The sequence below is a fragment of the Mesorhizobium sp. M0276 genome (assembly GCF_040321755.1).
Taxonomy (GTDB): domain Bacteria; phylum Pseudomonadota; class Alphaproteobacteria; order Rhizobiales; family Rhizobiaceae; genus Mesorhizobium.
This window is the reverse complement of record NZ_JAMYSC010000130.1, coordinates 1-3,280: the sequence shown is the minus strand read 5'-3', so window position 1 is coordinate 3,280 and position 3,280 is coordinate 1. Positions and strand designations below refer to the sequence as shown.

Below are 3,280 nucleotides of genomic sequence, written 5' to 3'. Positions count from 1 at the left end.
TTCTCACATCGCACGACAGCACCAGGTACCATCGCCGACGCTCCTAATAACAGCCACCTCGGATCATAGTCCCGCCTCCACATGCAAAAGGAGGCGACATGCCGACAGGTGTTTATGTTCGCAAGAACGCGATCGGGGACCGCTTGAAAGCGGGAATGGCTGCGGACCACGCGGCGGGCTTTGCTCAATGGCTTCGTGAGCGACGCTACACACCTCGCACCATCGTCGAGAGGCTGCGGCTGCTTGCGAGCTGGACGCACTGGGCGCGCGTGGAGAATTATACGTTTGCCGCGGTCCGTGAGGCGTATGGGGCATCGTTCGCCTTGATCGCAGCGGGACATTGCCCGCGCTTCCGAGGCGATCTCAACCAGGACGCGGTCGAGACCGCCAAGTTGTTCGTCGCCTATCTCGAGGATCGCGGCGTATTGGCGTGCCTGCCGGCCAAACCGGTTGCGCCCCTGGTGGCCGAGTTTGCGGCTTGGGCCCGCGAGCAGCGCGGTCTGGCCGAAACGACGCTAGCCACGTATCTCGGGACAATCTTGCCCTTCGTCGGTGCGCTGGGGGAGAGGCCGGCCGCTTATGACGCCGTGACGATCCGGGCGTACATGACTGACCGTGCCCGAGCCGTATCGGTCGCACGGATGAAGGGGATATCGGTCGGCATCCGCGCGTTCCTGCGCTTCCTGATCGCGACAGGGCGATGTCGGCCCGGGCTCGATCACGCCATGCCCAATGTTGCGGGATGGCAGTTGGCGTCGATCCCGCGCTTCCTGCCCGATGCCGATATCGCTCGGATCATCGGGGCATGCGAGGGAGAACGCCGCCTGCGAGACCGGGCCATCATCCTACTGCTGGTCCGGCTTGGACTTCGGGCGAGCGAGGTGGCGCGGCTCAGCTTCGGCGATATCGACTGGCGGCGGGGCAGCATCCGCCTGTTCGGCAAAGGCCGGCGCGAGGAACTGCTGCCGCTTACCCAGGAAATCGGCGACGCGCTGCTTGCCTATATCGAACGCGGCCGGCCGCCGCTGGCCGCGCCATCCGTGTTCATTACCGAATATGCCCCGCTGCGGCCGATCGACCGCATCTCGGTCAAATGCCTGGTCAAGCGCGCGCTCAAACGCGGGGGTGTCGAGAGCCACTATAAAGGCGCACACATCCTGCGCCACTCGGCGGCTACGGCGATGCTCCGCCACGGCGTCAGCCTGACCAATGTGGGCACGGTGCTGCGCCACCGGTCGCCGGCGATGACGGCGCATTACGCCAAGGTCGATATCGCGCTTCTGTCAGCTATCGCGCAGCCCTGGCCGGGGAGGTCGCCATGCTGACCGACGATGCCGATCGCTACATCGAGTTGCGCCGATCGCTCGGCTTCAAGCTCGCAAAGACGGCCCGACATCTCGCAGCGTTCTCGCGCTATGCGGTCGACCGGGGTGATACCCATGTTCGCCGCGAGACCGCGATCGCCTGGGCAGCGGCCGTGTCGTCGACTCCGCGCAGTCACCAGCGGCGGCTCGGCGAGCTCGCGCTCTTCGCGCGCTTCCTGCACGCTGAAGATAGCGCCCATGAGGTGCCGCACCATCATCCCAACCACAGCCCAGCATCCCGCCCCGCACCCTATATTTATACACGCGAGGAACTGGCGCGCATGCTCGATGCCGCGGGCAATCTGCGGCAACAGAAGCCCAGCCCCCTCAGGCGCCACATCTATGTGATGCTGATCGGACTTCTGGCGTCGACGGGCCTGCGGATCTCCGAGGCTCTGAACCTGAGCTTGGGCGATCTGCTGCCCGACGGCGTGCTGCACATCCGCCAGACCAAGTTCAACAAGAGCCGGCTCGTGCCGATGCACAGCAGCGTAATCGAGGCGCTGCGGGCCTATCTTAAGGTCCGCAGGCGGTTCGCCGGGACGGACGACCATGTGTTCCTCTCGGTGGATGCCAAGCCGATGCCTCTTCGGACCGTCGAGAGCACCTTCCATGTGATCCTGCGCAAGGCCGGCGTCGGTCAGCATCGGTCGCGCAGTCCGCGTATCCACGATCTGCGTCATACCTTCGCGACCCGCGCGTTGGAGCGCTGTGCGATGAGACGGGATGATGTCGCGCGGGACTTCGTTGCAATCTCCACCTATCTCGGCCACGCGTGCATCCGGCATACCTACTGGTATCTGGAAGCCACGCCCGATCTCATGGGCGATATCGCCGCCGCCGCCGAGGTGTTGATCGACGGGAGGCGCCCATGACGCCGATCGCTCCGCTCATCACGCGCTTTATGCGCGAGCACATGCCGCAGCAGCGCGGCTACAGTCCGCACTCCTGCGAGGCCTACGCATACAGCTTCCGGCTGCTGTTCGTCTTCGCCGCCGGGCGCCTGAACACGCGCCCGTCTTTGCTCCAACTCGAGCAGATCGACGCGGAGTTGGTGCTCGCGTTCCTGCATCATATCGAACATGATCGCGGCAACGGCGCGGCGACCCGCAACCTGCGGCTCGCCGCGATCAAGGCGTTCATGCGCTACGTCGAGCTGCGGTACCCAAGCGCCCTGGAACAGATCGCCCAGATCAACGCTATCCCCGGTAAGCGCCATGACCACAAGCTCATCCGCCACCTGACCATGGACGAGGTCCGCGCCGTGCTCGATGCGCCCGATACAACGACGCGCCTGGGGCTACGGGACCGGGCGATGCTGCACCTCTGCTTCGCCGGTGGTCTGCGCGTCTCCGAACTCGTCGGCCTCACTCTGGAGAACGTTACGCTGCAACCCAGTCCGAGCATCCTGGTGTTCGGCAAGGGTCGGCGCGAGCGCAGCCTTCCGCTCTGGAAAGAAACGGCCCGCGACGTGCGCGCCTGGCTTGCGGTACGCGGAAAGCCACCGGCGACGGAGTTGTTCGTCAACGCTCAAGGGATGGCGATGACCCGTGCCGGCTTCGAGTATATCCTCGAAAAGCACGCAAAGGTTGCCGCCACCGTATGCCCGACTTTGATCGGCCGGCCGCTGTCGCCCCATCTTCTGCGGCACAGTTGTGCGGTTCTCATGCTGCAGGCCACACGCGACATCCGCAAGGTCGCACTCTGGCTTGGCCATGCCGATATCCGGACGACCGAGGTGTATCTGCGGATGGATCCGTCCGAAAAGCTCGAGGCCGTCGAGGCAGTGTTGCCGCCGGCGCTTCGTCGTGGCCGGTTCAAGGCGCCCGACGCATTGATCGCGTCGCTGATGGCCGACGCGCATACCGCGCCGATATGAGGCGGGATGGGCCAGATGATCATCCGGCAGCGTAGCC

Annotated in this window: 3 protein-coding genes; all 3 read left to right on the top strand. The window is 65.0% G+C overall.

The features are described from left to right. Positions 1-98: 98 nt before the first annotated feature. From NKJ01_RS35990 to NKJ01_RS35980, 3 genes are read left to right on the top strand one after another with little or no spacing between them, the layout of a single operon-like run. Positions 99-1,325 carry a tyrosine-type recombinase/integrase gene (locus NKJ01_RS35990; RefSeq protein WP_352735322.1) on the top strand — a complete coding sequence of 409 codons (1,227 nt, stop codon included), beginning with the start codon at positions 99-101 and terminating at the stop codon, positions 1,323-1,325. After that, complete coding sequence (locus NKJ01_RS35985) at positions 1,319-2,239, top strand: tyrosine-type recombinase/integrase (protein WP_352735320.1); 921 nt, start codon at positions 1,319-1,321, stop codon at positions 2,237-2,239. Before NKJ01_RS35990 ends, NKJ01_RS35985 begins: the two co-directional genes overlap by 7 nt. Beyond that, positions 2,236-3,243 (top strand): tyrosine-type recombinase/integrase, encoded by a 1,008-nt coding sequence (locus NKJ01_RS35980; protein WP_352735318.1) that lies wholly within the window; start codon positions 2,236-2,238, stop codon positions 3,241-3,243. Before NKJ01_RS35985 ends, NKJ01_RS35980 begins: the two co-directional genes overlap by 4 nt. Positions 3,244-3,280: the final 37 nt, after the last annotated feature.